This window comes from Geobacillus sp. C56-T2 (genome assembly GCF_007829715.1).
GTDB classification, from domain to species: domain Bacteria; phylum Bacillota; class Bacilli; order Bacillales; family Anoxybacillaceae; genus Geobacillus; species Geobacillus icigianus.
Genome location: NZ_VJWB01000001.1, coordinates 2,287,836 through 2,310,317 on the forward strand (window position 1 = coordinate 2,287,836; position 22,482 = coordinate 2,310,317).

General features: G+C 54.6%; 19 protein-coding genes and 1 pseudogene. 8 read left to right on the top strand and 12 right to left on the bottom strand.

Going from position 1 to position 22,482, the window contains the following annotated elements; all coding sequences use genetic code 11:
• Nucleotides 1–57 precede the first annotated feature (57 nt).
• From GC56T2_RS11425 to GC56T2_RS17825, 3 genes are all read left to right on the top strand, one after another.
• Nucleotides 58–813: an ABC transporter ATP-binding protein gene (locus GC56T2_RS11425; protein WP_144975288.1), complete on the top strand. Its 756-nt coding sequence runs from the start codon at nt 58–60 to the stop codon at nt 811–813.
• Nucleotides 810–2,735: an FtsX-like permease family protein gene (locus tag GC56T2_RS11430; RefSeq protein WP_144975290.1), complete on the top strand. Its 1,926-nt coding sequence runs from the start codon at nt 810–812 to the stop codon at nt 2,733–2,735. The genes GC56T2_RS11425 and GC56T2_RS11430 overlap by 4 nt, the downstream gene beginning before the upstream one ends.
• Nucleotides 2,736–2,880: 145 nt before the next feature.
• Entirely contained in the window at nt 2,881–3,021 is a 141-nt protein-coding gene (locus GC56T2_RS17825) for a hypothetical protein (RefSeq protein WP_186440034.1), read from the top strand.
• Nucleotides 3,022–3,159: 138 nt separating this feature from the next.
• Here the strand turns inward: GC56T2_RS17825 and gndA are convergent, their stop codons facing one another.
• The 6 genes from gndA to mce all read right to left on the bottom strand — a co-directional run bounded on the left by gndA (nt 3,160) and on the right by mce (nt 9,267).
• Nucleotides 3,160–4,569, bottom strand: coding sequence for an NADP-dependent phosphogluconate dehydrogenase (gndA, locus tag GC56T2_RS11435; RefSeq protein WP_144975292.1), 1,410 nt, complete (start codon nt 4,567–4,569; stop codon nt 3,160–3,162).
• 380 nt (nt 4,570–4,949) lie between these two features.
• Nucleotides 4,950–5,141, bottom strand: a complete 192-nt coding sequence (locus GC56T2_RS11440) for a hypothetical protein (protein WP_031408435.1) — start codon at nt 5,139–5,141, stop codon at nt 4,950–4,952.
• 204 nt (nt 5,142–5,345) lie between these two features.
• Nucleotides 5,346–5,819: a chemotaxis protein CheW gene (locus GC56T2_RS11445; RefSeq protein WP_144975294.1), complete on the bottom strand. Its 474-nt coding sequence runs from the start codon at nt 5,817–5,819 to the stop codon at nt 5,346–5,348.
• Between the two features lie 119 nt (nt 5,820–5,938).
• Nucleotides 5,939–7,063, bottom strand: coding sequence for a tripeptidase T (locus GC56T2_RS11450; RefSeq protein ID WP_144975296.1), 1,125 nt, complete (start codon nt 7,061–7,063; stop codon nt 5,939–5,941).
• Nucleotides 7,064–7,294: 231 nt separating this feature from the next.
• Nucleotides 7,295–8,845 (bottom strand): acyl-CoA carboxylase subunit beta, encoded by a 1,551-nt coding sequence (locus GC56T2_RS11455; RefSeq protein WP_144975298.1) that lies wholly within the window; start codon nt 8,843–8,845, stop codon nt 7,295–7,297.
• Nucleotides 8,842–9,267: a methylmalonyl-CoA epimerase gene (gene mce / locus GC56T2_RS11460; protein WP_144975300.1), complete on the bottom strand. Its 426-nt coding sequence runs from the start codon at nt 9,265–9,267 to the stop codon at nt 8,842–8,844. The genes GC56T2_RS11455 and mce overlap by 4 nt, the downstream gene beginning before the upstream one ends.
• Before the next feature lie 150 nt (nt 9,268–9,417).
• Between mce and prli42 the strand changes: the two genes are divergently transcribed.
• Nucleotides 9,418–9,510 carry a stressosome-associated protein Prli42 gene (prli42, locus tag GC56T2_RS17830; protein WP_153017164.1) on the top strand — a complete coding sequence of 31 codons (93 nt, stop codon included), beginning with the start codon at nt 9,418–9,420 and terminating at the stop codon, nt 9,508–9,510.
• A 173-nt stretch (nt 9,511–9,683) separates the two neighbouring features.
• On the opposite strand, the gene GC56T2_RS11465 is transcribed toward prli42, so the two are convergent.
• Together GC56T2_RS11465 and GC56T2_RS11470 are read right to left on the bottom strand one after the other, a co-directional pair.
• Nucleotides 9,684–10,190 carry a L,D-transpeptidase gene (locus GC56T2_RS11465; RefSeq protein WP_144975302.1) on the bottom strand — a complete coding sequence of 169 codons (507 nt, stop codon included), beginning with the start codon at nt 10,188–10,190 and terminating at the stop codon, nt 9,684–9,686.
• A 70-nt stretch (nt 10,191–10,260) separates the two neighbouring features.
• Nucleotides 10,261–11,241: an aromatic acid exporter family protein gene (locus GC56T2_RS11470; protein ID WP_144977293.1), complete on the bottom strand. Its 981-nt coding sequence runs from the start codon at nt 11,239–11,241 to the stop codon at nt 10,261–10,263.
• A 459-nt stretch (nt 11,242–11,700) separates the two neighbouring features.
• On the opposite strand from GC56T2_RS11470, the pseudogene GC56T2_RS11475 reads away from it, so the two are divergent.
• From GC56T2_RS11475 to GC56T2_RS11490, 4 genes and pseudogenes are all read left to right on the top strand, one after another.
• Nucleotides 11,701–12,471: pseudogene (locus GC56T2_RS11475) on the top strand (hypothetical protein); the annotation flags it as partial.
• 202 nt (nt 12,472–12,673) lie between these two features.
• On the top strand, nt 12,674–14,692 hold the full coding sequence (locus GC56T2_RS11480) for a M1 aminopeptidase family protein (RefSeq protein WP_144975304.1): 2,019 nt from the start codon (nt 12,674–12,676) through the stop codon (nt 14,690–14,692).
• Nucleotides 14,676–15,542, top strand: a complete 867-nt coding sequence (locus tag GC56T2_RS11485; protein ID WP_144975306.1) for an ATP-binding cassette domain-containing protein — start codon at nt 14,676–14,678, stop codon at nt 15,540–15,542. The genes GC56T2_RS11480 and GC56T2_RS11485 overlap by 17 nt, the downstream gene beginning before the upstream one ends.
• Nucleotides 15,535–16,167 carry a hypothetical protein gene (locus GC56T2_RS11490; RefSeq protein WP_144975308.1) on the top strand — a complete coding sequence of 211 codons (633 nt, stop codon included), beginning with the start codon at nt 15,535–15,537 and terminating at the stop codon, nt 16,165–16,167. The genes GC56T2_RS11485 and GC56T2_RS11490 overlap by 8 nt, the downstream gene beginning before the upstream one ends.
• A 142-nt stretch (nt 16,168–16,309) precedes the next feature.
• Here GC56T2_RS11490 and GC56T2_RS11495 read toward each other — a convergent pair whose 3' ends face one another.
• From GC56T2_RS11495 to GC56T2_RS11510, 4 genes are read right to left on the bottom strand one after another with little or no spacing between them, the layout of a single operon-like run.
• Entirely contained in the window at nt 16,310–16,747 is a 438-nt protein-coding gene (locus tag GC56T2_RS11495) for a BrxA/BrxB family bacilliredoxin (RefSeq protein WP_144975310.1), read from the bottom strand.
• Nucleotides 16,748–16,779: 32 nt separating this feature from the next.
• Nucleotides 16,780–17,928 (bottom strand): methylmalonyl Co-A mutase-associated GTPase MeaB, encoded by a 1,149-nt coding sequence (gene meaB, locus GC56T2_RS11500; RefSeq protein WP_144975312.1) that lies wholly within the window; start codon nt 17,926–17,928, stop codon nt 16,780–16,782.
• Entirely contained in the window at nt 17,925–20,120 is a 2,196-nt protein-coding gene (scpA, locus tag GC56T2_RS11505) for a methylmalonyl-CoA mutase (RefSeq protein ID WP_144975314.1), read from the bottom strand. The genes meaB and scpA overlap by 4 nt, the downstream gene beginning before the upstream one ends.
• Nucleotides 20,104–22,149 (bottom strand): methylmalonyl-CoA mutase family protein, encoded by a 2,046-nt coding sequence (locus GC56T2_RS11510; protein WP_144975317.1) that lies wholly within the window; start codon nt 22,147–22,149, stop codon nt 20,104–20,106. The genes scpA and GC56T2_RS11510 overlap by 17 nt, the downstream gene beginning before the upstream one ends.
• Nucleotides 22,150–22,482: the final 333 nt, after the last annotated feature.

Here is a 22,482-nt window from a genome sequence, read left to right on the forward strand (position 1 = left end):
ACAAAGGAGAAAATGAACCATTTTGTTTATGATAGAAACGAAGGAGGGGGACAGGAGATGACGATACTCGAAGCAACTAACATCCGCAAAATTTACGGAACAAAGAAAAATCAACAAGAAGTGCTCAAAGGCATTGATTTGCGCGTGGAGAAAGGAGAGTTTCTCGCAATCATGGGCCCGTCGGGATCAGGGAAGACGACACTGCTCAACGTCCTTTCCTCCATCGATCGGGTGAGCGAGGGCGCGATTTTCATCGAAGGAAACAACATCGTCGCCATGAAAGACCGGGAGCTGGCGGAATTTCGCAAGCGCCATGTCGGATTCATTTTTCAAGAGTATCATTTGCTTGACACGCTGACGGTGAAGGAAAATGTCCTTTTGCCTTTATCGATTACGAAAACGCCCAAGCGAGAAGCGGAAAAGAAATTTGCCGAATTGGCGTCTGAACTTGGCATTATTGACATCCAAAACCACTATCCAAGCGAAATTTCTGGAGGGCAAAAACAGCGCGCGGCCGCGGCGCGGGCGTTCATCCATGAGCCGAGCATCATTTTTGCCGATGAGCCGACCGGCGCACTCGATTCGAAATCGGCTTCCGATTTATTGCACAAGCTGCGAAAACTGAATCAACAACGGAAGACGACGATCATCATGGTCACCCATGATCCGGTCGCGGCCAGTTTCTCAAGCCGTGTCGTTTTTATTAAAGACGGACAATTGTATACGCAACTGTACAAAGGAACCGAAACGCAGCAGCAGTTTTTCCAAGCCATTATGCAAACACAAGGCGTGCTAGGTGGTGTTCGTCCATGAGCATGAAGCAACTCTTGTTCCGCAATTTGAAACAAAACATTCAACATTATTATTTGTACGTGTTTGCTTTAATGTTTGCTTCCGCCTTGTATTTCGCGTTCGTGACATTGCAGTACGACCCAGCCCTTGATGCCATCAAAGGGGGAGTGAAAGGGGCGGCGGCCGTCCGCACGGGCGCGGTGCTTCTTATCGTGATTGTCGCCGTCTTTCTTTTGTATGCCAATGCCTTGTTTATCCAACGGCGCGGCCATGAGATCGCTCTTTTGCAGCTGATCGGCATGACGAAACGAAACATTTTTTTGATGCTGGCGGCCGAAAACGTCATTCTTTATTACGGCACGCTGATCATCGGCATATGGATGGGATTTGCCGCTTCCAAGCTGTTGATGATGATTTTGTTTAAAATCATCGATATTCCAGTCAAGGCGTCTCTTTCCTTTTCGGGCCAAGCATTGGTGCAAACGTTGATTGTGTTTAGTGTGATCAATGTGTTCATGATGGGGATGAACCGCTTGTTTCTCAAAAAACAGACGATTGTCTCCTTGTTCCGCACGACATCGACAACCGAAGCAAAACATGTATCCGTATGGAACATGGTCGTGGGAATGGCCGGGATCATCCTCATCGGCAGCGGCTATGGGATATCGATGAAATTGTTTAGCAGCGACTGGAAGAGCGTTCAAGGCTTATTCATGGCCATGGCGTTCATTTTAGGCGCGGTCATCATCGGCACCTACTTGTTTTTTAAAGGAACGATCAGCTTTCTCTTCCACCTATGGCGAAAGCGGAAAGGCGGCTATTTGTCGATCGACGACGTGCTTTCCATGTCATCGCTTATGTTTCGCATCAAATCAAATGCCTTGCTGCTCACCATCATCACGACCGTGTCGGCCATCGCGATCGGGTTGATTTCGTTAAGCTATATTTCCTACTATTCAGCCGAACAGGCCGCGCAAAACTACGTCGCCGCCGACTTTGCGTTCACGGACAAAAAAGATGCCGCCCGTTTTACGGCGGCGCTGCGATCTCATGATATTCGCTATCGGGAAACGATGATCGATGTCATTGAAACACCGACTGATATTTCAATGATTTTAGACATCGCTGATCAAAGCCGGCTCCAGTTTCAGCCGTCCGCCGCTGCGCTATCGGTGATCAGCGACACAAGTACAGGCCGCATCGATGTCAAGCCCGGGGAAGCTGTGCTGACGGGATATCAGGACATCCTCCGCCAATTCTTGCCGTTTAAAGAAACGGGAATGATTCGCTTAGAAGCAAACGGCCGCATGGTCCCGCTTCATTACCTTGGGATGAAAAAAGACTATTACGTCAACTACCATTTTACGCACGGCATGCCCACCGTCGTTGTCGATCAAACGATGTTTGCTCGTTTGCAAAAAGAAACCGATCCACAAATGAAAAAGGTGCATATCGGAATTCACCTGACTGACGAAACAAATATCGAGCGGGCTGATCAGCTGTTTCAACGCATGAAGTTTTCCTCCATCGCCGATTCGCGCCTGATCATGAGCCGCTATCAAAAACAGACATTCGGATTGATCATGTTTGTTGTCACCTTTTTAGGGCTCGCCTTTTTGGTCACCTCCGGCTGTATTCTTTACTTTAAGCAAATGGGCGCCGGCGAAGAAGAGCGGCCGAATTACACCATTTTACGCAAACTCGGATTCACCGAAAACGACTTTTTCGCGGGCATCCGACAGAAACAGCTGTTCTACTTTGGGGTTCCGTTGCTTCTTGGATTGTCTCACAGCTACTTTGCCGTCCGTTCCGGCTGGTTCTTTTTCGGCACCGAACTGTGGACGCCGATGTTGACGGTGATGGCGATTTACACAGTCTGCTATTCGCTGTTTGGCATGTTGGCTGTACGTTATGACAAACAGCTGCTTCGTGAGGCGCTATGAGATTTGCCTATCTACAGGTTGAAAAATGGGAATAAAGGCTCTTGTTTTTCGAAAATTTCCCAATGAAAATTAATTGTAAATATGGAGATAGAAGGAGAGCTTCTCTTCATGAATCGAAAAAAAACGATTTGCCTTATTTCTCGCCGTGCTGATGGTCATATTCTTTTTCATCTACATGTTTGAAGAACAAGTGCTGCGCTTTTTAGACTACAAAGCGGTCAAATTGACGATGCTGATCTCTTTAATCACGATTATTGTCGGCGATGCCATTTATCGACGCACGTAATCAGATGCCCAGCATGAACGGAAAGGTCGCCGGGCGATCATGTCGGGCGACTTCCATGCGATGGCAACGGTTGAGACGAAGTTTCATCAAGCGCCAAAAAAACCCTTAGAGCCACATAAGGCTCTAAGGGTTTTTTGCTTACTTCAGCCATTCCGTATGGAAAATGCCTTCCTTATCGACGCGTTCGTACGTGTGGGCGCCGAAGTAGTCACGCTGCGCTTGAATTAAATTGGCCGGGAGCACCGCCGTGCGGTAGCTGTCATAGTAGGCGAGGGCGCTGGCGAATCCTGGCGCCGGAATGCCGCGCATCGCTGCGGTGGCGACGATTTCGCGGAGCGCATCTTGATAGCTTTCGACGATGTTTTTGAAGTACGGATCCAAGAGCAAGTTCGGCAGCGCCGGATCGCGGTCGTACGCCTCTTTAATTTTTTGCAAAAATTGCGCGCGGATGATGCAGCCGCCGCGGAAAATCATGGCGATGTCGCCGTAGCGCAAGTTCCAGTTGTATTCCTCAGACGCCGCCTTCATTTGCGCAAACCCTTGGGCGTATGAGCAAATTTTGCTCATATAAAGCGCGCGGCGCACCGCTTCGATGAAGTGGGCGCGATCGCCTTCAAACGGTTTCACCGCTGGGCCTGCCAGCACTTTGCTTGCTTTGACGCGCTCGTCTTTCATCGCCGAGATGAAGCGGGCGAATACCGATTCGGTGATGATCGGCAGCGGCACGCCTAAATCGAGCGCGTTTTGGCTCGTCCATTTGCCCGTTCCTTTTTGCCCGGCCTTGTCCAAAATGACATCAACAAGCGGCTTCCCTGTTTCTTCATCGATCTTCGTGAAAATATCAGCGGTGATTTCAATTAAATAGCTGTTCAATTCGCCTTTGTTCCAGTCGGCGAACACTTCGTGCAGCTCAGCGGCGTCCATGCCAAGCACGTGTTTGAGCAGGAAGTACGCTTCGGCGATCAGCTGCATGTCGCCGTATTCGATGCCGTTATGCACCATTTTCACGTAATGGCCGGCGCCGTCCGGGCCGATGTACGTCGTGCACGGCTCGCCGTCAACTTTGGCGGCGATAGCTTCAAAAATCGGGCGCACGAGCTCATGCGCTTCTTTTTGTCCCCCTGGCATGATCGACGGGCCTTTCAGCGCCCCTTCCTCACCTCCGGACACACCCGTGCCGATAAAGTGGATGCCGAGTTCAGCGAGCTCTTTGTTGCGGCGCTGCGTATCCTTAAAATACGTGTTGCCGCCGTCAATGACAATATCGCCTTTTTCCAGATGCGGCTTCAGCTGTTCGATCGTCGCGTCCGTCGGCGCTCCCGCTTTCACCATCAGCAAAATTTTCCGCGGTTTTTCCAAGGCGTTGACGAATTCTTCGATGCTGTATGTACCGACAATGTTTTTTCCTTTCGCTTCTTGCAAAAACTCATCCGTTTTTTCGCGCGAACGGTTGTAGACCGCCACCGAATAGCCTTTGCTTTCGATGTTGAGCGCCAAGTTTTTCCCCATGACCGCCAGTCCGATGACGCCGATTTGCTGTTTTGCCATCTTTCAACGTCCCTTTCTGTTTTGATTGTTCATCAAAGAACATATCATAGTTTACGGATCGGCTGCAAGTTTTCTAAATCGATTTATGGATGCGTGCGCAAAAAGGCTGATCAGCCGTGAGAATGGGGGCGAAAGCGCGGAAGTTGCTAAAAACCCAGCCAATCCATTTGAGAGAGCAGCCTTGCACCACATACAATCGGAGCCGTTCGGGAAATGCCGCCCGCGGACATTGGCAGAGCGGATCTACACCGTCCTATGGAATCTCAAAAAGACCGCCCAACATCAACGGATGAACTGGTCGGCCATGGACGTTTGTTTGCTCGCTAATCCGGGCTACCCCCTTCCCTCTCATCGAGGGAGGGGCTGAATGCCCCTCGTGCTCAATACCCCCCGTAATGCGGGAAGCCATACGGCGAAAACGGATAGTGGCCATCATGCATCCCGTATGGAAAGTGGTGATAGCCGCCATATCCCCCGTACCAATAAGGATAGTAGCCATACGGATAGTGGCCGTAGCCGCCATAGTACGGCGGATAAAAGCCGCCCGGATACGGGCCAAACGGTCGAACCATGGAATGCGCCTCCTCTTCATCGGGTGAAGTTCGTTTCCATGGTTAGGATATGCGCGGAAAACAAAACGGTATAGGCAAACACCTATGAGACCGGTGATTGACTCGTAGATGCGGCTTTGCCATCTCATTTTTCAACGAGAAAAACCTTGTTGCAGCGGTCCTGCCCTCATTGATGAAGGGAATTAGCGGTTTTTCACCAGCCTTCTATACCGCTTCATCGGGTTGAACAGCAGCGATTTGTTCTCGGATCTCTTCCGCTTCCTCCAAATGGTTGAACAACACGCGCGGATCGAGCACCGTCAACAATCGATCCGGCAGCGTCGCCATCCCGACAAGATACGGTGTGCGCTCCGCGGACATCAGTTGAAGCGGCTGAATCGCCTCAGGCTCAATATCAGCGATTTCCTTCGCCTCATCGACGATCAGCGCCACTGACAGCCCATCGACCGCCGCGACGACAAGGCGCGTCTGGTCCGTTTCTTCGATGGCCCGCCCGTACAGGAGCTTGCGCATATCAAGCACCGGCACGAGCTCGCCGCGGATGCGCACGACGCCCGCCATATAGTCCGGCATATGCGGCACCGCGGTCGGCGCCGTCATTTTTTCAATGGAGACGACATACGCGATCGAAACGGCGTATTGTTCCCGCTCGACGCGAAAGACCACATATTTGTCCATTCCCCGCCACCTCTCTCAATGATTGACATCGTGTCTGCTTTTTTTATCGGCCGATTCTCGCTGAATGTTCAGCGGATTTCGGCGCCCGAAGAAAAAAAGGGCATCCGTCTTCGGGATGCTTACTCGGCATTGGCGACTTCTTTGATGATGGCGACGACCATTTCCGTCAGTTTGACCAACTCCTCAATCGGCATCCGCTCGTTCGTCGTATGGATTTCTTCATAGCCGACAGCGAGGTTGACCGTCGGAATGCCGAAGCCGGCAATGACGTTGGCGTCGCTGCCGCCGCCGCTTCGCTGCAGCTCGCACGGCCGGCCGATGTTCGCCGCCGCCCGTTTGGCGACCTCGACGACATGATCGCCGTCGCTGAATTTGAAGCCCGGGTACATCACTTCGACCTCGACCTCGGCGCGGCCGCCCATTTCCGCAGCAACCGTTTCAAACGCCTCTTTCATCTTCGCCACTTGGGCTTCCATTTTTTCCGGAACGAGCGAGCGGGCTTCCGCTAAAATATCAACGCGATCGCAGACGATGTTCGTTTGCGTGCCGCCCTCAAAGCGGCCGATGTTCGCCGTTGTCTCCTCATCAATGCGGCCGAGCGGCATTTTCGCGATCGCTTTGGCCGCGATCGTAATGGCGGACACCCCGCGCTCGGGAGCCACACCGGCATGGGCGGTTTTGCCGTGCACGACGACTTTCAGCTTCGCCTGCGTCGGCGCGGCGACGACGATGTTGCCGACTTTGCCGTCGCTGTCCAACGCATAGCCGTATTTCGCTTTGAGCAGCGATGGATCGAGCGCCTTCGCCCCGACGAGCCCTGACTCTTCCCCGACCGTGATGACGAATTGAATCAAGCCGTGGGGGATGTGCTGCTCTTTCAACACCCGAATCGCCTCCAACATCGCCGCCAAGCCGGCTTTGTCATCGGCGCCTAAAATCGTCGTCCCGTCGGTGACGACATAGCCATCGCGAATCGACGGTTTTACCCCTTTGCCCGGCACGACCGTATCCATATGGGAGGTGAAGTAAATCGGGTCGACCCCGTCTTTCGTCGCCGCCAGCGTGCAAATCAAGTTGCCGGCGCCATGCCCTGTTTTCGCGGCCGCATCGTCTTCGATGACCTCAAGGCCGAGCGCTGCAAACTTTTGTTTCAGCACCTTGGCGATCTCACCTTCATGCTTCGTTTCTGAATCGATTTGCACGAGCTCCAAAAACTCGTCGACAAGACGCTGTTCATTGACCATAAACTTTCTTCCTCCTGTTTATGTATTCCACCTCAAGTATACCGAAAGTTTCCACTCAACGCCAACCGGACAGCGGAACGATCGGCAGGCAAGGCGCTGACAGACGCGTTGGAAAAGTTTTAGCGCACGTTTCAATGGCTGACAGACAGGCAACGGAAAGAGCTTGACGGACGCGAATCGGTTTGCCAAAATAGAGGCCAACCGACAAAACGGGGCCGTTTGACCCCGTTTTTACAGCGGAATGTTGCCATGCTTTTTCTTCGGCCGCTCTTCATGCTTATGGCGAAGCATCTCGAGCGCTTGGATGAGCTTGATTCTCGTGTCGCGCGGGTCGATGACGTCATCGATCATCCCGTATTTGGCGGCGACGTACGGGTTGGCGAATTTCTCGCGGTATTCGGCAATTTTTTGCGCCCGCGTTTCTTCCGGATTCGGGCTGTTTTCAATTTCGCTCGCGAAAATGATGTTCGCCGCCCCTTGTGGCCCCATGACGGCCACTTCGGCGTTCGGCCACGCATAGACGACATCGGCGCCGATCGATTTGCTGTTTAAAGCGACGTAGGCGCCGCCGTACGCTTTCCGCAAAATAACGGTGATTTTCGGCACCGTCGCTTCCGAGTAGGCGTACAAAATTTTCGCCCCATGGCGGATGATGCCGCCGTGCTCCTGCTTGACGCCCGGGAAAAAGCCGGTGACGTCCTCAAACGTAATGATCGGGATGTTGAACGAATCGCAAAAACGGATGAAGCGCGCCGCCTTGTCGGACGAATCGATGTCAAGGCCGCCAGCCATAAATTTCGGCTGGTTGCACACAAGCCCCACCACTTCACCTTTAATGCGGGCAAAGCCGATCACGATGTTTTTCGCAAAATCTTTTTGCACTTCCATAAAGGAACCGTCATCGACGACGTGGGCGATCACGTGGCGCACATCGTACGGGCGGACGGCGTCAATCGGCACGACATCGGCCAAGTCGGGCCGGTAGTCGTCCCCGTCCGGAATCGAGCCAAACGGCGGCTTTTCGTGATTGTTTGACGGCAAATAGCCAAGCAGCCGCCGCACTTCGGCGAGCGCCTCCTCTTCATTCGCCGCCGCAAAGTGGGCGTTGCCGCTGATCGTGTTGTGCACGCGGGCGCCGCCTAAATCTTCGGCGCTGATTTTCTCCCCGGTCACCGCTTCAATCACTTTCGGGCCAGTGATGAACATTTGGCTCGTTTTTTCGACCATGAACACAAAATCGGTGATGGCCGGCGAATAGACGGCTCCACCGGCGCACGGCCCCATGATGACGGAAATTTGCGGGATGACCCCGGAGTAAATGGCGTTGCGGTAAAAAATGTGCCCGTACCCGTCCAGCGACAAGACCCCTTCTTGAATGCGGGCGCCGCCCGAATCGTTCAAACCGATGACCGGCGCCCCGGTTTTTGCCGCCAAATCCATGATGTTGGCAATTTTTTTCGCGTGCATTTCCCCAAGCGCCCCACCGAAAACGGTGAAATCTTGCGAAAAGACAAACACCGTGCGGCCGTTGATTTTCCCGTAGCCGGTGACGACCCCATCGCCCGGCCCCTTCTTTTCCCCGAGGCCAAAATCAGTGCAACGGTGCTCGATGAACGGATTGAGTTCGACAAACGTTCCTTCGTCCAAAAGCAAGTCAATCCGCTCGCGCGCGGTCAGCTTCCCTTTCGCGTGCTGCTGTTCGATTTTCGCATCGCCGCCGCCCAGTTCAATCTCGCGGCGGCGGTCATACAGTTCGTTGATTTTGTCGTACATGTCGCTCATCGGTGTCCCTCCGTTTGGTTCGTTCGCTCGCAAAGTTCATACAACACGCCGCCGGTCGATTTCGGATGCATGAAGGCGACGAGCGCCCCGCCGGCGCCGCGTTTCGGCGCATCTTGAATCATGCGGATGCCGTGCTCCTTCAACTCGCGGATGCGCTCGGTGATGTCCTCAACGCCAAGCGCCACGTGATGGATCCCTTCACCGCGCTTTTCGATAAATTTCGCCACCGCGCTCTCTGGCGACAGCGGCTCAAGCAGCTCCAGTTTCGCCTCTCCGGCCTGCAAAAACGCCACTTTCACCTGCTCCGACTCGACTTCCTCGATGCCGAGAAACGGCAGGCCGAGCACCTCCGTATAAAACGGAAGCGCTTCCTCGATCGAGCGGACAGCAATGCCGATATGGTCGACTTTTTTCACACGCATGGTCGTCATCCCCTTTGCGGCAAAATGATCAGGCCAACGTCTTACTATTCGCCGTTTCGGCGAAAAATCCTGCTTTTTGTTTTTTCTTGTCCGCCCTGCCGTTTGCCGTTACAATAAACGTAGAACAGCGGACGGAAGGAGGACGGACCGTTGTCGCGCAAAACGCAAAAATTTATTGTCTATTTGATGCTCGCTTGCATGCTGCTGACGACGCTCCTTGCCGGCATCAGCATGTGGTTTTAGCTTCATCACTACCTGTTGAAACAGCTAGGGCGCAGGTGTTTCGTGGCGCCGACGAAAGCCGCCTTCGGAACGAAAAGAAACGGAAACGCCCCCGCCTTTTCCGGGAGGCGGGAGCACTCTTTACGCCTAGACACCAAACACCGCAAGCTCCAAAGCAAGGGAGCTTGCGGTGTTCATCGAACCGCGCCGTATCGTTTCGCAATGGCGGAAAACGGCTCATGGCTGCGGAGAATGAGCACGCGGGCGCCGATCGGCACTCGTTCGTACAAATGCTCGACATCGCGGTTGTGCATGCGCACGCACCCTTGCGAAACGTAGCTGCCGATCGACGCCGGGTTGTTTGTTCCATGAACGCCGTAAATGCGCCCGTCCGTCCCGCGCGCGTTAAAGCCGATCCATCTCGTGCCAAGCGGATTGTTCGGCGCTCCGCCCGGGATGTCTTTTTTCCGATAGTACGGGTTTTCCGCCTTCACCGTGACGGTAAACAGCCCTTCCGGCGTCAGTTCGGCATTCACCCCCGTCGCCACCGGATAAACGGCCTCAATCCGGCCGTCGCGGACGAGCGCAAGTTTGTTGATCGCTTTGTTCACGATCACAAGCGGCTTCGTCTCCGCCCCCGTCCGAAACGGCGTCCCCACCAGCACAGCAAGCAACAAACCTACCAGCAACGATCTACGCATATCAGTCACCCTTTGCGGCATTTGGCTTTAGTGTGTGCCAACAAAGGCGGGGGTATGCGCCGCCTTTCGGTCAACCAAGCGACGGCCACCGCCGCTTTTCCGGTTCATTTTTCGGGCGGAACTCACTTTTAATCAGCAAATATTGCTCCAATTCGCGCACCAAATGAAACAGCGCCGCCCGCTCCTCAAACTGCTCGCGGGTCGTTGGCAGCGGCATCTCCTTAAACTGCTCGCGCATCTCGGCAAGACGCCGCAAAAACCGATCAGCTGTATTTCCCGGGTGAATGGCATCGCTTAGTTCATCGATAAAATCAGCAATCATCATCCGCTGCTCAACCGTGTACGTCAGCGACGTCACCAGCGGAAGCATATGCTCGATGATTTCCAGCTGCCGCTCGCGCATCCGGAAGTAGCGGACGTATTCATCTTCGTTCCTCCATAGTTGGTTGTCGGCGTGGCGCATCGCGAGCGTTTTCGCCCGCTCAAGCATCTCCGCGGCAAGCGGCAGCTCCTTCCCATCCCAATCGAGCTCATTCGTGCGCAAATAGCGCACGATTTCTTTTAAAATGATGCGAAACAAATCCTCGACAATGCGCTGGTACTCTTTGAGCTGCTTCTCGGCGCTCGGCATGTACATGTTGACGATGAGCGCCACCCCGATGCCGACAGCGACTAGCAGCAGCTCATTGACGACCCATTCCCATGTGATCTCCTTGGCCGCATACAAATGCAAAATGATCACCGAACTGGTCGCAATGCCTTCGTTGACTTTCAGCCGAACCGTCACCGGAATAAACACTAACAGCAGCAGCCCGATCGTCCACGGATGGTAGCCGAAGACGGCAAAAAACAACGCCGCAAACCCGATCGCGACAACGCACGCCGCCAAACGGGCCCGCGCGGTCTCCAGCGACCGCTTTTTCGTCACTTGAACGCACAAAATGACGATAATGCCGGCAGAAGCGAAGTTGTGAAGGCCGATCAACTGAGCGATGGCGATCGCCAGCGCCGCCCCGACCGCCGTTTTCAACGTCCGATAGCCGATTTTCATCGCGCCGTCTCCTTTGCCAATGGTTGCCGACTTCATTGTACCGATAACGGCGCTTTCGATGCAAGGAAAAACGAGCCACCTCAGCTCACGCGCTCTCAATCGCCAAGCCCCTGTCCCACCGCCGCGGAAAGGAAAAAAGACGGCTGTCCGCTCAGGCAGAACAAACCGGTCTAGACACAAAAAAGTACAGCGAGCAGGCGTTCCATCCATCGTCTTCTGCCCCCGCCCGATCGCTTCGTTCAGCACGGCGACAACAGCTCGGGGCACAACGGACCCCCTCCTTACGTCGAAAGACACAAAATTATGACAAAATTTGTTATTTTGACAATGTGATTTTCCTATTATTTGTGAATATACTGTGAATTTCCATGTAAAAGGTTGACACCTTCTTCTTCTTTTTTTATAATGCCATTGAATTTTACAAACATTTCAAATTCATGATTAGAGAGGGCATTCCATATGAAATGGGTGTTCATTTCAAGAATGGCGTCCCGCTTAAAAGCAGAAGCTAGTTTCATATTCGTATTTTCTGGGGTTTTGATGTTTGTTTGCCTCAATCCCCATACCACCAATCCAGCGGAATGGATCTTATATACGAAATATTTGGTTCCGATTGGAATGGCTGTCTGGCTGCTCTTCAGCTTCCGTTTGCATGTTTCGTTGTTCACTTCGACTCCAATTCACTGGATGGCGATGAATGACATCATGCCAAACCCGCAAAAGATCGTCTTCTGCCAAACTTTGATCGCATTTATTTGTTTTTTCGCTTGGCAACTGGCCTTGGCCGGGATCATCGCCGGTGCGGTGGTGGCCAACTATTCAGCGGGTTGGGATCTTTTCACTTTTCTGTTTCCATTGTATTTGATTCATTTTCTTCTACCATTTCTATGGGCGTGGATGATCGGATTGTCCACAGGCGCTGTTTACGCCTATCATTCTTCGAAAAAAGCGATGTTGCTCGTTGGTGTGTTTGTTTTGTGGATCATCGTGCTGTTTTCTTTGGAATATCGCAATCCATCCTTCTCCTTGTGGGGAAACCATCGTTGGCCTTACATTGACCCGTTATTCAGCCTAACCTTCCAAAAAGAACGCGTGCTGATCAAGTTGGCGTATATTCTTTCTTCCATCGCCGTTTATGGCGTTTTTCGAAGCATGCGGCGATCCTTCGCGGGGCTTGCGGCTAGTGTGACTCTCGTTATTTTCGTAACATTTTTCCTTCAACGTGCACAATTTTACACAACAAGAAGGCGATAAATATTATGGCCAAATTGTTGGTCAAACGATTGGTTCAAGAGGATATGTAACCATTACTGTCCAATAATAGTGAATTACGATGATAGAAAAGTCAGGGATACGCCCAAACAGGAATGGGGCGATCCTTGGCTGCATTCCCCTTTTGTCAACTTTTTGGAAAGAAAGCGGTTGATGAGCTATGAGGTGGAATTTCCTCGTCTTTTATCTAAAAAAACTGTTGAAAAGTAAACTATACCTCGGTGCCAGCACACTATTTTTTGCTTTGTTGCTTATCAGATTCCTTTTATTCTTTTCAGACGATATGAACTCAGGCATGGAATACGCTGTAGAGTTGCCATCGGAAGTATTCATGCTTGTACAAATTGTTTCGATTTTTTACATCGTGTTTTTCTATCTTCTCTATTCCAAAGAGCTTCTGTACGGTGTCTCGTCATGGTTCGCCGACGGCTACCGGATTTTGCTGGAGAAAATGAGCGCCTTGCTTGCGGTTCATGCGCTGTACCAAGGGATTATGCTGATGATGAGCTGCGGCGTTTTTTCAATCGTGTATCTCTTCGTTGGGGTGGAGCCTTCGGATCTGTATTTGTCGCTGCTTCGGTTTCTCGCCGTCTATCAGTTTGGACCGCTCGTGCTCACCGTCCTGTACGGCGTCATCATCGCACTGCTGTTGGAAACGAAAAAGGTCAGTTTTTTCGCTATTTTGCTTGTGTGGATCCTGACCGGACCGATGACGACGGAGCTGTTCATCGATCTGTCCAAAACTGTTCATGCCCGCGACTGGGCGTCGTTGCTGTTTATCGGAAAACACGCGATTCAACAAGCGTATGATTCCTACATCGGGTTTGAGGTCGACCGCGGCGGGGAATGGAAATGGGCCGCGTGGTTTCTTTCCCTTGTCGGGTTGGCGTTGTTGTCGTCGATCCGCTTTACGCAGACGAGAAAGGAGCGAAACGCCGTCTTGAAAGCATTTCTCGTCTTCCCGTTTCTGATCGTCCTAACCGCCTACCACTCCTTGCAAACGAACACCAAGGCGTTCACTCGGGCCGATCAGACGACCGAACTCGAGCAATACCGCCAGATGAAACAAGAGACGAACGCCGATTTGCGCTACCGTATCCAGTCGTATGACCTTTCCTTGCATGGATCACGTGCGGTCGTGCGCGTGGCCTTGTCCCAGTTGGAAACGAACCGGCCCACGTTTCAACTGTACCATTTGTATCCGCTCCACTCGATTGAAGCGGACCATCAGCCCGTCAAGTTTACAAGAAACGGCGATCTCGTGACCGTGTGGCTGCCGAAACGCACCTCGACGCTCACGTTTTCGTATGAGATCGTCGATACGGCGCTCATCCCGTACACCAATGGCCGTATCGTTCTGTTGGCGGATCGAGCGTGGTATCCGAAAAAACGAGCTACACACATGTATCGGACCTACGAATATCGAGTAGCGGGAACGAGAGCTTGGGGTGGGGCGTTCACCGATCAATTCTTTCCGAATGAAACGTACACTTTTACCTTAAACGTGGACGGCGATGTGCTGTTTTGTAATGTGCCAAAGCGGGGGACGGTTTACCGAGGGAAGGCGCAAGCGGTCACCTTGATCAAAGGGCAAGGGCATCAACTCGTGTACCAAGGATACAAAATCACCTACCCAGCCGACTGGCCAAATATGGCGAAACGCGCACCAACTGTCATCCACCAGTTTGAAAAAACGTTTCATTATGTCCACCAAATCGCATCAACAGCGGTTCCATCGTTGCCTAAATCCATTGTGTTCTCAAGTTGGGGGCTATCGTCATTTATGGCGAATGATCATCTTGTCTATAACACTGACTTTTCTTCCATTGACACTTATCACGTAGAACGAGATTATTATGAAAAAATTCTCCGGCTTTCCGTACCGCCGAAAGGATCGCGGATCATGTACAACGAGTGGATTTCGCTGGCCACCCGCTGGTTGATGCAAAAAAATGACCTGCCGGTGATCGACTGGAGCTCCAAAAGTGAGTGGTTCGAGTCGCAACCTCAATCCGTGCAGAAGCAGATTGAATCAGTGTATAGCGAGTTTCAGTCGCTTGACGTAGACCAAAAACAGCAATTATTACGGACATGGTATGAGAACATGGACAATGCTTGGACATGGGATCGCGTCATCGAGATAATGCAGGAGGTGAACGGCGTTGGCGGTCGTCATTGAAGGATTGACGAAAATCGTGAAAAAGAAGCCGATTTTATCCGATGTCTCCCTCACCCTCTCCGGCGTGTACGGCTTGCTGGGACCAAACGGTGCCGGCAAGACGACGTTGATGCGCATTGTGGCCGGACTGTTGGAGTTCAATGCCGGACGGGTGTCGCTCGGAGACGAGCCGATCAGCACCGGTACGAGGGTGAAGCGGGTGAACGAGATTGGCTATTTGCCGCAAGAGTTTATGATGTACCCGGAGCTGACGATGTATGAAGTGCTCGAGCATCTCGCTGTCTTGCAAGGTGAACATCCCGTCGCCTGCCGATCCAAAATCGAAAAGGTCATCGAACAAGTCAACTTGTCTTCGCACATCAACAAAAAAATGCGCGAGCTGTCCGGCGGCATGCGGCGGCGGGTGGGCATCGCCATGCTGTTGCTTCGGGAACCGTCCATCCTGCTGTTTGACGAGCCGACGGCCGGGCTTGACATCCGCGAGCGCGTGCGGTTTCGCAATTTGTTGAAGCGGCTGGGCCATGACCATACGATCGTCATCTCTTCGCATCTTGTCGAGGACATTGAATTTCTGTGCACCAAAATCGGAGTTTTGGACCGCGGCACGGTGCTGTTTGAAGGCAGCCCGGACGAGCTCAAGCAAAAAGCCGCTCCTTATACGTATGAGTTGGACGTGCCATTTGAGGAGCTTGACTCGGTCATGGCCACCAACGAAGTCGTGCAAATGAGCGAAGAGCCTTCCCACGTCGTCGTGCGCGTCTTGTCCGAAGAGCCGATCGGTCGGCGCGTCGCCCCGCGGCTGATGGACGGATATTTGGCGTTGTTGAAAGAGGCGGAAGCGCATGGATAAAAAGACGATCGCCCATCATTTTTCCTTCGACCGCCGCTTGCTCGGCCGATTGTACTGGTTTCCGTTTCTCGTCTACGGGCTGTGCGTCGGGTTGATGGGGATCTTGTCCGCCCGCTCCGACGAACCGTTTTTGTCGTACACCGTCATCCAAGGCATCGCCGTGCCGATCGCCGGATGGCATCTCGTCTTTTTGTACCGCCATTTGTACGACGAAGGGGCGAAAGAAGCGCTGTTATGGCATTACCGAAAAACGGTCGTCTTCGACTTGGTTCGCTATGCTGTTTTGCACGGGGGATGCATCGTTCTTCTTGTCGCGGCGGTCATATGGATTCATGGAACGATGTTTCTCACCGCACCCGTGTTGGTGCACCTGTTTCTGCTGTTTTCGTTTTACCAGTTGATTGGGCTTGCCTTGTTAGGCGTCTTTGGCAGCCTAGATATCGCCTTATCGGTCATCGCGGTCTATACCTTTATGGAAGTCGCAACGCAAGGAACGTTCATGCCGTGGCCACATCTGTTTTTGTTTCAAGCGCCGGCCGATTCGCTGTCCCTCCTTCTCCCCATGATGTGGCTGGGGGCGGGCATCGTGATCGCCGCCATTTTGATTGGACGGGAGTTTTGGTAAACAAAGAAAAGTTTCATAGGCAGCGCGATCTGCCCCCTCCATCCGGGAATGAAAATCCTGCATGCATCGATTCGGCGTTTTCACGAAAAAAATCAACAGAGGGATGTAACCCCCGACGCTTTTTGGCTTCGGGGGTTTGTATTCACACTTCCTCACAATATTCGTCAAACAGCGCTTGCAGCTTTTGCACGACCGCCACCGGCTCGTGCCCCTCGATGTCGTGGCGGTGGAGCATGGCGCACAATTTCCCGTCTTTTAGCAGAGCGAACGACGGCGAGGACGGCGGCTCGCCGACAAAATACTCGCGCGCGCGGGCTGTTGCTTCTTTGTCCTGGCCGGCAAAGACGGTCACTAAATGATCGGGACGCTTGTCGTAGTGGACGGCGTGGGCCGCTGCCGGACGGGCGATGCCGCCGGCGCAGCCGCACACGGAGTTGATGAGGACAAGCGTTGTGCCCGGACGGCGAAACGCGGCGTCGACGTCTTCCGGCGTGCGCAGCTCTGCAAATCCGGCTTCGACCGCTTCGCGCCGCGCTTGTTCGACGATGTCGCTATAGAGCGGAAATTGAAATTGGAACATCGTGACACCTCCTTCGCTTTCCCTTTATCATATCATAGTTCGCCGCTCCGCTTCCGCTCATACGCCTCGATCAGCTCTTTGACGGCGGCGGTGACCGGCTTGGCGCCGGAAATGACGCTGTTCTCGAGCATTGGGAGCTTTTCTTTCACGATCGAGTCGGTGAAAAAGCGCGTTTCGATATATTCTTTGATCATGGCGTGCATCCAGTCTTTTTGCTGCTGGCGGCGGCGGTCGAAAAAGACGCCGGATCGCTTCGTCGTCTCGACGAACGTTTGGATGACGCGCCACATGTCGGCGATCCCTTCGCCCAGCAGCGCTGAGCACGTGTACGCTTTCGTCTCCCAGCCGGGCGTGGCCGGGCGCAGGTAATGGAGAAACTGATTGTATTCTTTTTGCGCCGCTTTCGCTTTTTCTTTATTATCGCCGTCCGCCTTGTTGATGACGATGGCGTCCACAAGCTCCATGATGCCGCGCTTCATCCCTTGCAGCTCGTCGCCGGCGCCGGTTAACGCCAACAGGAGGAAAAAGTCGACCATCCCGCGGACGACAAACTCGCTTTGCCCGACGCCAACCGTCTCGACGAGGATGATGTCATAGCCGGCCGCTTCGCACAGCATCATCGTCTCGCGCGTTTTCCGGTGCACGCCGCCAAGCGCCCCGCCGGATGGCGACGGACGGATGAACGCAAGCGGATGTCGGGCGAGCGTCTCCATCCGCGTTTTGTCGCCGAGGATGCTGCCGCCGGTCAACGAGCTCGTCGGGTCGACGGCCAAGACGGCGACGCGGTGCCCTTGCTCGCACAAAAACGTCCCGAACGCTTCAATGAACGTGCTTTTCCCCGCCCCCGGCACCCCGGTGATGCCGATGCGGATCGAGCGGCCGACGTGCGGGAGCAGGGCATGAAGCACGTGCTGGGCAAGATCGATATGACGAGCCGCATTGCTTTCGACCAACGTAATCGCCTGCGCCAACATCGTGCGGTCGCCGGCGAGCACCCCTTGGACGTACTCGTCCACCGACCGCTCTTTCCGCCTCACGATCCGCTTTGGCGCCGGCGGGCGTTCGGCGTGCACGTACGACGACGCGCTCTCGCCGTCCGCCCATTCCGGGCGGCGCGGCGGCCCATCCGAAGCCGCGCTCTGGGCGCTTGTCTGTTCCCATCGTTTCTCTTCGCCGTTCATTCGCTCACGTCCTCATAGCCGAGCCGGGCGTAAATTTCATCGAGCACTTTGTCCGCCGCTTCCGGAATGACCGTGCCTGGCCCGAAGATGGCGGCGGCGCCGTGTTCATACAAGAACGCGTAATCTTGTGGCGGGATGACGCCGCCGACAACAATGACTATATCATCGCGACCATATTTTTTTAGTTCTGCAACGAGCTGTGGAACAAGTGTTTTATGGCCGCCGGCGAGCGAGCTGATGCCGACCGCGTGCACGTCGTTTTCGACCGCCTGGCGCGCCGTTTCTTCCGGCGTCTGGAAGAGCGGGCCGATATCGACGTCAAACCCTAAATCGGCAAACGCGGTCGCGATCACTTTCGCCCCGCGGTCATGGCCGTCCTGCCCCATTTTCGCAATCAAGATGCGCGGACGGCGCCCTTCGAGTTCGGCGAATTGCTCCACCCGTCGCTTCACCCGTTCGAGCTGCGCTTCGTTTTTGTATTCCGAACTGTAGACACCGCTGATCGAACGGATGGCGGCGCGATGGCGCTTCGCCACTTTTTCAATGGCGTACGAAATTTCCCCGAGGGTGGCGCGGACGCGCGCGGCTTGGACGGCGAGCTCAAGCAAGTTCCCTTCGCCCGTTTCCGCCGCTTTCGTAATCGCCTCCAGCGCCGCTTCGACCTGCTCGTTGTCGCGCGTCGCCTTCAGCTCGTTCAGCCGCTCAATTTGCCGCTTTCGCACGGCGGTGTTGTCCACTTCCAAAATGTCGATCGGCTCTTCTTTTTCCGGACGGTATTTGTTCACCCCGATGATCGTTTCCGCCCCTGAATCGATGCGCGCTTGGCGGCGGGCCGCTGCTTCTTCGATGCGCATTTTCGGGATGCCGGTTTCAATGGCTTTCGCCATCCCGCCTAAGCTTTCGATTTCTTCAATATGCGCCCACGCCCGCTTCATCAGTTCGTTCGTCAACGTCTCGACGTAATACGAACCAGCCCACGGGTCGATCGTCCGGCAAATGCCCGTCTCTTCCTGCAAGTACAGCTGCGTATTGCGGGCGATGCGCGCCGAGAAATCGGTCGGCAAGGCAATCGCCTCATCGAGCGCGTTCGTATGGAGCGACTGCGTATGCCCCATCGCCGCCGCGTGCGCTTCGATGAGCGTGCGCACGACGTTGTTGAACGGATCTTGCTCGGTCAAGCTCCAGCCTGACGTTTGCGAATGGGTCCGTAATGCGAGCGATTTCGGATTTTTCGGGTTGAACGTTTTCATCATTTTCGCCCACATGAGGCGTGCGGCGCGCAGTTTCGCCACTTCCATAAAGTAGTTCATGCCAATCGCCCAGAAAAACGACAGCCTCGGGGCGAACGAGTCGATGTCAATGCCCGCCTTCAAGCCGGTGCGCACGTACTCAAGCCCATCCGCAAGCGTATACGCCAGCTCCAAATCAGCCGGCGCCCCGGCTTCTTGCATATGGTAGCCGGAAATGCTGATGCTGTTGAATTTCGGCATGTATTTGGCCGTATAAGCGAAAATGTCGGCGATGATGCGCATCGACATCTCCGGCGGGTAAATGTACGTGTTGCGCACCATATATTCTTTCAAAATATCGTTTTGGATCGTGCCCGACAGTTTGTATTGCGTCACTCCTTGCTCTTCGGCAGTGACGATGTAAAACGCCATGATCGGGAGCACCGCCCCGTTCATCGTCATCGACACCGACATTTGGTCAAGCGGGATGCCGTCAAACAAAATTTTCATATCGAGCACCGAATCGATGGCGACCCCTGCTTTGCCGACGTCGCCGACGACGCGCGGATGGTCGGAGTCATAGCCGCGGTGCGTCGCCAAGTCAAAGGCGACCGACAGCCCTTTTTGCCCCATCGCCAAGTTGCGCCGGTAAAACGCGTTGCTTTCCTCCGCCGTCGAAAAACCGGCGTATTGGCGGATCGTCCACGGTCGCACGACATACATCGTCGGGTACGGTCCGCGCAAGTACGGCGGCAGCCCGGGCATATAATCAAGAAAATCGAGCCCATCGATGTCATTTTTTGTATAAAGCGGCTTCACGGCAATGTGTTCGTTCGTCTGAAACAACAGTTCATCGATCGACGCTTGCACGCGCCGCTCCACCGCGTCTCTCCACTGTTTTTCTTCCACATCGGCCGCTGCCGCGGAAAGCGTCAGCTTGGTAAAATCAACGTCCTTCGCCATCCAACGCCACCCCTCTTTCCGTGAAAAACGCCACGATCACATCGTACGCGTTCGAACCGAGATGGATCGCCCCGTCCACGCCCGCTGCCGCGTACGTGTTCTCGAGCTCTTCCGGCGGTTTTCCGGCGACATACAGCTTCGCGTTCGGCTTAGCTTGCTTGAACCCCTCAGCCAACGCCGGAACGAACCCCGGGTAGTCGTCATCCGCGCCGCACACGATATAATGCGTCCCGTTCGTGTTCCGCACCCATTCGACCGCTTCCTCGACCGAGGCAAAGCCGTCGCTTCGCTCAGCCGCCACCCCGCCGGCCGCAAACAGCCCGGCGATGAAATCGGCGCGCGCCTGATGGCGGACAAGCGGCCCGAGATTGATCAAGTGAACGGAAAGCCGGCTTCCCGTGCGCTCCGCATGCTCCTCGGCCGCCTTCCGCAGCTGCTCAAACGGCTCAGCCAAACGCCATGCGCGAATCGGCGCAATGGCCACCTCGTTCCCATCGGCCAGCGCCGCGGCTATTTCCCGAGCGGTTGCTCGACGGCGGGCCGCACGAATCATCGTTTCCATCCACTTTCCACCGACAAGCGTGCGGCGAATGTCGGCCACCCGCTGTTCATCCAACGGCAGCACCATGTTCACTGCGGTTTGCTTCGGCTTTTCGATCGGCGTTTCCTCCAAATTAGCGTACACGTTCGTGCCGACGATTTTTTCTTTCCGCTGTTTGACGCGCTCGAGCCGCCGCTTGGCAACTGCCCCCACTTCCGACTGCACGAAGCCGTCTTGAAGCGCTTGTTTCATGCCGCCTTTTTCCTCCACCTGCTGGAACAGCTTCCACGCTGCTTCGGCAATGTTCGCCGTCAATGTCTCCACATAATATGAGCCGCCCGCCGGATCGATGACTTGGGCAAGATGCGCCTCTTCAAGCAAAATGAGCTGCGTGTTGCGGGCGATGCGCCGCGAAAACGCATCAGCGAGCCCGATCGCTTCGTCAAACGGCGACACGTGCACGCCATCGGCGCCGCCGACAACGGCCGCAAACGCTTCCGCTCCGGCGCGAAGCATGTTCACATACGGATCGTACACCGTTTTTGTAAAGGGCGACGTGCGCACATACAGTTCGATGCGCCGTGATGATTCGCTGCCGCCAAACGCTTCGATCACTTGCGCAAACAACCGCCGCGCCGCCCGCAGCTTGGCGATTTCCATGAAAAAGTCGGCTCCGACCGCCAGCGACACTTGCATCCTTGTCGCGATGTCATCAATCATCAAGCCCCGATCCAGCCCGGCGCGGATGTACTCGACGGCCGACGCCAACGAAAACGCGAGCTCCTGCACGGCGTTCGCCCCGCCGTTATGGTACGGCTCGCCGCGCACGAAAATCGTGCGAACGGCCGGCATTTGTTCCATCGCCCACTTCGTCACTTCCGCCATTTCATCATCCAGCCGCTCAAGCGAACACGGGAGCGTCCCCTGTTCCGCCCAAGCGCCGAGCGGATCCATGCCAATGGCGCCGCGCACGCTCGAGAGCAAGACGCCTCGTTCCTTGAAATAAGCGGCCAAAAGCGCCAAAAACGGAAGCGACCGCGCCCCGGCGTCCACACGGAGCGAATAGCGGTCAAGCGGCACGCCATCCAACATCGCGGCCACATCCTCCACCGACTCGACGGCAAACGGCAGCCGTCCGAGAGCGAAATGGATTTCCGTCTGTCCCCGCGCTAAGTCATGCTTCACCGCCTCGTTCCAGGCGGACGGGCTTGCCGCTGAAATTTCTTGGCTCACCTTCCACGGCTCGCCCCGATACCCTTCCGGCCGCGCCCCGCGCACGTACTGACCAAAGCCCGGATACTGCTCCAGCGGGCCGAGCGCCTCTACATCGCGGCGCGTATAAAGCGGTTTCACCGCTATGTTTTCGTACGTCATCGTCACCAACCGCTCGAGCGGCTTGCCTTTCAGCGACCGTTCCGCTTCTTGCTCCCACTCCTCCATCGGCGGAGCCGGAAACGCTGCTTCCTTCATCTTCGCGACATCGCTCATTCCCCATCCCCCTTTGCGTCTTTCTACCAAAAAAGAAACCGCTTTCGTTTTTTCGCCTGAAAACGAGCCGCACCCGATGGCGCCTCACGCCAACCGAATGAAGCCGCGCTTTGGTGGGAAAAAACGGGTTCTATGTTTATTGTAGTACATCGCCCGCGTTTGGGCAATGAACAAAACACCTTGTTTCTGGCTGTTGGCAAAGGAGAGCGGCGCACCAAACCGCGAAGGTGCGCTTTTGTTTCCGACCACACGATTCAACCGAAGAGTCGTTCCCTGAACGTTCCCCATCAACCGCCGATGCCGCGTTCGTTGCGTTGAGCCGTCCAATGAATG

What these genes read in the sequence shown, in the direction of transcription:
- GC56T2_RS11425 (WP_144975288.1), top strand. Translation starts at nt 58, where the DNA reads ATGACGATACTCGAAGCAACTAACATCCGCAAAATTTACGGAACAAAG.
- GC56T2_RS11430 (WP_144975290.1), top strand. Translation starts at nt 810, where the DNA reads ATGAGCATGAAGCAACTCTTGTTCCGCAATTTGAAACAAAACATTCAA.
- gndA (WP_144975292.1), bottom strand. Translation starts at nt 4,569, where the DNA reads ATGGCAAAACAGCAAATCGGCGTCATCGGACTGGCGGTCATGGGGAAA.
- GC56T2_RS11440 (WP_031408435.1), bottom strand. Translation starts at nt 5,141, where the DNA reads ATGGTTCGACCGTTTGGCCCGTATCCGGGCGGCTTTTATCCGCCGTAC.
- GC56T2_RS11445 (WP_144975294.1), bottom strand. Translation starts at nt 5,819, where the DNA reads ATGGACAAATATGTGGTCTTTCGCGTCGAGCGGGAACAATACGCCGTT.
- GC56T2_RS11450 (WP_144975296.1), bottom strand. Translation starts at nt 7,063, where the DNA reads ATGGTCAATGAACAGCGTCTTGTCGACGAGTTTTTGGAGCTCGTGCAA.
- GC56T2_RS11455 (WP_144975298.1), bottom strand. Translation starts at nt 8,845, where the DNA reads ATGAGCGACATGTACGACAAAATCAACGAACTGTATGACCGCCGCCGC.
- mce (WP_144975300.1), bottom strand. Translation starts at nt 9,267, where the DNA reads ATGCGTGTGAAAAAAGTCGACCATATCGGCATTGCTGTCCGCTCGATC.
- GC56T2_RS11465 (WP_144975302.1), bottom strand. Translation starts at nt 10,190, where the DNA reads ATGCGTAGATCGTTGCTGGTAGGTTTGTTGCTTGCTGTGCTGGTGGGG.
- GC56T2_RS11470 (WP_144977293.1), bottom strand. Translation starts at nt 11,241, where the DNA reads ATGAAAATCGGCTATCGGACGTTGAAAACGGCGGTCGGGGCGGCGCTG.
- GC56T2_RS11480 (WP_144975304.1), top strand. Translation starts at nt 12,674, where the DNA reads ATGAGGTGGAATTTCCTCGTCTTTTATCTAAAAAAACTGTTGAAAAGT.
- GC56T2_RS11490 (WP_144975308.1), top strand. Translation starts at nt 15,535, where the DNA reads ATGGATAAAAAGACGATCGCCCATCATTTTTCCTTCGACCGCCGCTTG.
- GC56T2_RS11495 (WP_144975310.1), bottom strand. Translation starts at nt 16,747, where the DNA reads ATGTTCCAATTTCAATTTCCGCTCTATAGCGACATCGTCGAACAAGCG.
- meaB (WP_144975312.1), bottom strand. Translation starts at nt 17,928, where the DNA reads ATGAACGGCGAAGAGAAACGATGGGAACAGACAAGCGCCCAGAGCGCG.
- scpA (WP_144975314.1), bottom strand. Translation starts at nt 20,120, where the DNA reads ATGGCGAAGGACGTTGATTTTACCAAGCTGACGCTTTCCGCGGCAGCG.
- GC56T2_RS11510 (WP_144975317.1), bottom strand. Translation starts at nt 22,149, where the DNA reads ATGAGCGATGTCGCGAAGATGAAGGAAGCAGCGTTTCCGGCTCCGCCG.